Source organism: Microbacterium sp. LEMMJ01 (genome assembly GCF_002114135.1).
Taxonomy (GTDB): domain Bacteria; phylum Actinomycetota; class Actinomycetes; order Actinomycetales; family Microbacteriaceae; genus Microbacterium.
In genome coordinates, this window is the sequence record NZ_NCTV01000009.1 from 1 (window position 1) to 4,822 (window position 4,822).

Annotated in this window: 8 protein-coding genes and 1 pseudogene; 3 read left to right on the forward strand and 6 right to left on the reverse strand. The window is 65.9% G+C overall.

What is annotated here, in order from left to right:
- Positions 1 to 251: hypothetical protein (locus tag B7W94_RS18205; RefSeq protein WP_216353851.1), on the forward strand; the 251-nt coding region annotated here is incomplete at its 5' end.
- Positions 238 to 792, forward strand: a complete 555-nt coding sequence (locus B7W94_RS00650; RefSeq protein ID WP_005050743.1) for a hypothetical protein — start codon at positions 238 to 240, stop codon at positions 790 to 792. The genes B7W94_RS18205 and B7W94_RS00650, both read left to right, overlap by 14 nt.
- Here B7W94_RS00650 and B7W94_RS18515 read toward each other — a convergent pair.
- Both B7W94_RS18515 and B7W94_RS18005 read right to left on the reverse strand, forming a co-directional pair.
- Positions 713 to 1,120 carry an AMP-binding enzyme gene (locus tag B7W94_RS18515; protein ID WP_005050745.1) on the reverse strand — a complete coding sequence of 136 codons (408 nt, stop codon included), beginning with the start codon at positions 1,118 to 1,120 and terminating at the stop codon, positions 713 to 715. The genes B7W94_RS00650 and B7W94_RS18515 overlap by 80 nt on opposite strands.
- 159 nt (positions 1,121 to 1,279) lie before the next feature.
- On the reverse strand, positions 1,280 to 1,504 hold the full coding sequence (locus tag B7W94_RS18005) for a hypothetical protein (RefSeq protein WP_039712023.1): 225 nt from the start codon (positions 1,502 to 1,504) through the stop codon (positions 1,280 to 1,282).
- Here B7W94_RS18005 and B7W94_RS00660 point away from each other — a divergent pair.
- Positions 1,491 to 2,576, forward strand: coding sequence for an SAM-dependent methyltransferase (locus B7W94_RS00660; protein ID WP_039712022.1), 1,086 nt, complete (start codon positions 1,491 to 1,493; stop codon positions 2,574 to 2,576). The two genes, B7W94_RS18005 and B7W94_RS00660, sit on opposite strands and share 14 nt — an antisense overlap.
- Before the next feature lie 268 nt (positions 2,577 to 2,844).
- On the opposite strand, the gene B7W94_RS00665 is transcribed toward B7W94_RS00660, so the two are convergent.
- The 4 genes and pseudogenes from B7W94_RS00665 to B7W94_RS00680 form a co-directional block, all read right to left on the reverse strand.
- Positions 2,845 to 3,270, reverse strand: a complete 426-nt coding sequence (locus B7W94_RS00665; protein ID WP_005050749.1) for a hypothetical protein — start codon at positions 3,268 to 3,270, stop codon at positions 2,845 to 2,847.
- A 35-nt stretch (positions 3,271 to 3,305) separates the two neighbouring features.
- Positions 3,306 to 3,707, reverse strand: coding sequence for a hypothetical protein (locus B7W94_RS00670; RefSeq protein ID WP_005050751.1), 402 nt, complete (start codon positions 3,705 to 3,707; stop codon positions 3,306 to 3,308).
- On the reverse strand, positions 3,704 to 4,528 hold the full coding sequence (locus B7W94_RS00675) for a hypothetical protein (protein WP_047801722.1): 825 nt from the start codon (positions 4,526 to 4,528) through the stop codon (positions 3,704 to 3,706). The genes B7W94_RS00670 and B7W94_RS00675 overlap by 4 nt, the downstream gene beginning before the upstream one ends.
- Positions 4,528 to 4,822: pseudogene (locus B7W94_RS00680) on the reverse strand (hypothetical protein); the annotation flags it as partial. The gene B7W94_RS00675 and the pseudogene B7W94_RS00680, both read right to left, overlap by 1 nt.

Sequence of the window (4,822 nt, forward strand, 5' to 3'; positions counted from 1 at the left end):
CGTTTGAGCCTTTCTTCCCGCAGCAAGCGAAACGCCTCGTGCAAATGACCTCCCCGTCGATCCAGGTCTTTCAACTTTCCATCCTGCGTGAGGCGGCAGTGGCGGTGACACTCCACTGCTCGGAAGAGCACTATTTCGCGCTATTGATCCGGACCCCGATGGTCGGAAGCTGTTCAGTGCCGCGTCATCGGCGCAATACGCTGGGAGACGGGGCTTCCTCTGCCCCGGGAGGACACCATGCAACCAGATAACCTCACGGTCACGGCTCGGGTGGCGCGCACAGCCGTCCCCGGGCGGCTGGACGATCTCACCGAGTGGGCGCATGGTTTCACCGGCCGGGCCCAGTCGTTCCCCGGCTACCGGGAGTCGAAGGTCCGAGTCTCGGAACGGCACCGGCGCCAGGTTGTCGTCGAGATCACGTTCGCTTCCCCCCATGACCTCATCCGGTGGGAGGACAGTAAGGAGCGGCAGGCGCACCTGCAACAGGCCGTGCCGCTCACGATCGGGCAGGCCCGTCCACTGACTCCGGACGCCCTCACCGGTGCAATCCCGACGGCCGGTCCCGCGCGCCCGCGGTGGTGGACGGCGATTTTAGTGTGGATCGCGCTGGTACCGCCTGCCATGTTCAACGCCTACTTCATCGCTCCGCTCCTGACCGGCCTGCCGCCGTACCTCCAGATCCTATGTACGACGCCACTGACCGTCGCGTGCGTCATCTGGGTGATGTTGCCTCTATTGCACGCGCTCGAGGAGAGCATCCGCCACTGGCTCGCGTGGCGGCGCGGGCGCTGAGCGTCTGCCCCATTAGGCGCTGTCGCGGCGGGCAAAGCCCTCTCCGCTCCCTCTTGTCAATCTTGCCTACCTTGGTGAGGGGCATGTCGTCGACGGCGATCAGCCGCTCGGGGTGCTTATGCTTAGCCACCCCGGCGGACTCCATGGCGGCGCGGATCCGTTCGAGCCCGAGCGGGCCGCCCTCCTTGAGACTCACGTAGACGCATACCCGCTCGCTGAACACGGGGTCGAGCATCGCGACGGCGGCCGCTAGATCGAAGCTGTCATAGCGGTAGACGAGGTCCTCCACCTCTTCGCACGAAATCTTCTCGCTGCCTCGGTTGATCATGTCGAGATGTAGCCATCCTCGGTGAAGGACCGCGCGTTCGTCTCAGGTGCGCGGTAGCATCCGCGCGGGGTGTAGCGGATCGGTTTCCTGCTCGAGCATAGATCGACGGCTCATCAGATGCCTCCAGAGTTCTTTTCGTCGGTTATGTCGGTGTGGTGATCAGCGGCGGCGCTGGCGCTTGCCGCCCCAGAACGCGCGGACTGCCATGGTGATCGCTTCGTCTTTGGTGAGGCGATCACCACGGGCCGCGGCTTCGTCGCGTGCCTGGTTGATGTACTCGAAGACGTCCGGAGGTAGTCGGAAGGTCGCGGGGTGTTTTTCGATGCGCTGGACATTGTACGGGCCGCGCTTCTTGCCGGTGCGGGGCGACGTGTCACACCCCAATCAGGGCGGCTTCGACGTCGTCATCGGCAACCCACCCTACGTCAACCGGCGCGAGCTCAGCTACCGCATCACCGGCTTCGAGACAGACAACGTCGACGACATCTACGCCTCCTGCTGCGAGCGCTCGGCGCAGATCACGCGCCCGGATGGCCGGCTCAGCCTGATCGTTCCCATCCGCAGCCAGTTCGCCGATCGCGACGAGTCACTGCGGAAGTTCTACGAGCGGCGGTTCGATGCGATCTGGGTGAGCACCTTCCAGGAACGCCCGGCTGCCCTGTTCCAGGTGAAGGTGCGCAGCACGATCATCACCGCCGCCGGGTATGGCAGCGTCTCCGAGCTGCACACGACGCTCACCCACAGCTGGATCGAGGCGTTCCGTCCGCATCTGATGGCGACACTGCGGTATTCGCTTCGGCCCGCCGGCTCGCGGACCCCGAACTGGATGCGCGCCAGCAGCGACGCGATGTTCGAGCTGATCGACACGCTGCTTGCGAAGGGCACGATCTCCTCGACGCCGCTTGTCCGTGTGAGCGACTACTCCGTCGGTTTCAAGAAGACCGCCACGTACTTCCTGAGCACGTACACGGTGCCGCCGGTCACCTACGACAAGACCACGCACGCCACGGTGCCCCTCAACGAGGGGAAGCTGTTCGTTCAGAACCGGAAGGACCAGCTCGCGGCCAGCGCGATCGCGGCGTCGCGGCTGGCGTTCCTGTGGTGGACGTTCACGGGCGACTGCTTCAACGTCACCAAGGGCACGATGTCGCAGATCCCATTCTCCCCGCACGCTTACGGGCAGGACACGTTCGATGCTCTGGTGGAGCTCGGCGAGAGGATCGAGGAGGCGCTGCCGGCCGTGCGCTCCTGGGATCTCAACTCCGGGAAGTACGTGGGCGGGTACGCGATCCCCGAACTGCGTCATCTCACCGGTCAGGCCGACGAGATCATGCTGGAGGCGATCGGCCGCATCGATCTGCTGCCGGAGATCCAGTACGCCCACGCCCGGATGTACAAGAGCACCGGGATTTCCGCGACGACACTGCGAAAGTTGCCGTTCGAGGTCGAGGTGTGACGCGCGACATCCGCACGGGTCCTTTGCCCTCGAGCGACTGCGATCGTTCGTCCGGGTCAGGATCCTCTGAGTGATGGATATGACAGGTAGGCGCTACCGGATGAGTTGACCCATCTCCCAGTCGCCGAGAGGGATCGTCCGACAAGTTCTGTCAGCGGTCCAAGCGGGACGGTGGCGGTCAGGTTGATCATCGCCGCACAGCATAGAACGCGTTCTCGAACTCGATGGGCGGGACGACACACCGACAGCGGTGGGGTGCCTACCCTTCTCAGGCGGAGTCACGGAGCGAGGTGACAAGCTCCGCGGGGAGGGCAAAGACCTTCTCGAGCAACGGGAGAAGGTCCCGGACTGCCTCGAGGTGCTGCTCTTCGGTCAGATCGTCGATCGCCGGAGGCTCGTCGCCAGTCCAGCCGATCGCTTCCGCCACGATCGTCAGGGACCAGGAGTCCCACCTGAGCCGCCCCTCGGATCGCAGCTGCTCCCGGAACTGACCGAGCACGCCCACGGGCTGAAACGCATTGCGATCGCGCGCGAGCTCGTCGCGAACGTACAACATCGCCGTTTCGAAACCGAGCAGGAACGTGTGCACTCGCTCGAACGTGACGGGCTGCCCGATATACATTCCGGATCGCTTCACGAATGCCTCGGCGATCGAGTAGACCGGCAACTCGGCCGGCCCGTTAGTTTCACTCATCTCGACTTCCCTGCCAGCAGCTCAGGAGACGGTCATTACCCGCGGCGCCGTTTGCGGCCCCAGTAGGCGCGAAGCGCAACGGTGACGATCTCGTCCTTGGTGAGGCGGTCGCCGCGGCTGGCTGCATCCTGCTTGGCCCAGTCCATCAGTTCAAGCGCGTCGTCGGGGAGACGGATCGAGACGGGCTTCTTCTGGACGTAGACGACGTTGTAGGGCCCCCGCTTCTTCTTCGCCGGCGGTGGCGTCTCCGCCTCGGCCGACTCAGGAGGCGTCGCGCTCGCCGCTGCCGGCTTCTGGCTTGCGCGAGGTGCGCGTGCGGGTGCTTCGGACGTCGCTGCCTGGTCGACGTCGCTGGTGACTTCCTCAGCGGGGGGCGCGGCCTTGCGTGCGCGGGGCTTCGCTGCAGCTGTGGGCTTCTTCGGGGCGGCCATGGTCACTGACCACCTCCTCGGTTTCCACGGCGGCGAGCGCGGCGCTCCTCGATGCGCCGCTTCTCTTCCATGCTGATGAGCTCCGCCGGCGACAGCGAGCGGGGGCGGCGAGTGCGGCCGCGCTCGGCCTGCCTCTGGTACTCGGTCGTCTTGGCCGTGCTGACGACGTTGAGGGTGACGCCGGTGATGGTGTCGCGGCTGGTGTCGAGGTTCACGTATCGGTTCTTCGACTCTTCGCGGAACCAGCCGAGGGCGTCGCCGCCGTTCTCGTGGATGCGCTTGAGCATCGTCGAGGCGTTGTACGAGTTGACCTCCATCACGCGGCCGTTGGAGAAGGTCAGGTGGGCGGTGATCTGCTTCTGCTTGTCGTGGGACTGGCCCTTGGCGGCGTTGCGGACCTGCTTGATCAGTTCGGCGTTCGCCTGCTCGCGGCCCTTCGCGGTGCGGCCCTTGGGGATGCGCATCTCGATGTACCGGTCGCCCCCGGTGGCGTATGCCACGTCGACGCGCAGCCGACCACCCTGGCGACCCTCAACGTAGGTGCCGCTGAGGTCTTCGGGGATGACGGGCTTGGCGCCGGCCTTGCCTCGCACGGGGGCGATCGAGCCGTCCTTGCGCCGGCGCCGCGGCGGGACGTGGGTGAGGCGTCCGGTGTCAGCGAGCTCCTGGAGCGCCTGGCGGTAGAGGGCGCCGCTGGTTTCGCCGTTGAGGATCTTGCGGACCATTCGAGGCGAGCGGTGCAGCTCCTCGGCGATCTCGGCCGTGCTGATGCCCTTGCGCCGCAGATCGCGGATGAGGTCTTGGGCGGTGCGCTGCTGGTCAGCCATCAGCCCTTCTCCTCTGCCTGCTCGAGCGCCTTGGCGATGCCGGCCCGCTCGGCACGTGCTTTCAGCGCGTCACGCTGCCGCAGCGTCTCCGGCGTGATGAAGGATCCGTTGAGGTAGCCCTGCAGGCGCAGGCGCCCGGTCTTGCCGTCGTCGCCGCCGCCGATGAACCGGTCCGGCAGGGACCACGCCGGCAGCTTGGTCGTGTAGATCGCATCACCCTGGATGCCGATGAGCGTCGAGGGGTCGACCGTGAGAGCACCGGAGGTGTAGCCGCCGAGGGAGCTGGGGCCGTGG